Here is an 810-nt window from a genome sequence, read left to right as displayed (position 1 = left end):
TGTACAAGCTAATTGTACAAATCCGAGAAAATTAGCATCATAGTAATCAAATCTTGTTTGACAACGTCGAAACTGCTGAATCCAGGCAAAGACTCTTTCGATCTTCCACCTGTTTTTGTATCGTCGTAATTCACGTCTATCCTGTGTGGCCTTTTTCACCCGGTTGGTTTTATGTGGAGCGATCATTTTGATGCGGTTCCCTTTAAGTATTTTATCAAGAGGATCACTATCATAAGCCATATCCCCAATCAAGCGTTTAGGCTTTGTTCGCGTAAATCGTTTTGATATCGTTTTTTCAACGAGTTTAATCTCATGGGTACTTGCTTCATGTGTGGAAATGGCGATAGGAAGACCATTACGGTCTGCAATTGCCATGAGCTTCGTACCCTTGCCCCGCTTAGTTTTCCCAACTCCAAAGCCCCTTTTTTAGCCGCTGAAAAGCTGCCGTCAATATAACATTCTGCCAAATCAATCTTTCCCCTAGTTTTTAAATCCACCGCCAGGCGACTTAATATCTGCTCCCATAGCAAACACTTTACCCATTCCTGAAATCGCCGGTGACAGGTCTGATAAGGTGGATATCGATCTGGCAGGTCTTTCCATGGTGCCCCGGTTCTACATATCCATAATATCCCATTTAAAATTGCTCTATCATCTACTCGAGGACGTCCGGCTATCTTTTTGGCCGGAATATTTTTTTCAATCAACCCACAGATCAAGTCCCATTGTTCGTTTGTGATATCCATAAATGTCGTTTCTCTTATAAACGGCAAATTCATTCAATTTATTACAAAAAACATACTTTTGAGA

At 41.0% G+C, this 810-nt stretch carries 1 protein-coding gene; it reads right to left on the bottom strand.

Annotated features, from left to right (window positions below; all coding sequences use genetic code 11):
- A protein-coding gene (locus EO766_RS18280; protein WP_218332181.1) for an IS5 family transposase occupies positions 1 to 746 on the bottom strand; the annotation gives its coding sequence in 2 pieces (ribosomal slippage) (positions 1 to 410 and positions 410 to 746; 747 coding nt annotated over the 2 pieces). This gene is flagged as partial in the annotation.
- Positions 747 to 810 lie beyond the last annotated feature (64 nt).

Origin of the sequence: Hydrotalea sp. AMD, assembly GCF_004100315.1 — a bacterium.
Taxonomy (GTDB): domain Bacteria; phylum Bacteroidota; class Bacteroidia; order Chitinophagales; family Chitinophagaceae; genus Hydrotalea; species Hydrotalea flava.
This window is presented reverse-complemented; position numbering and strand designations above follow the sequence as displayed.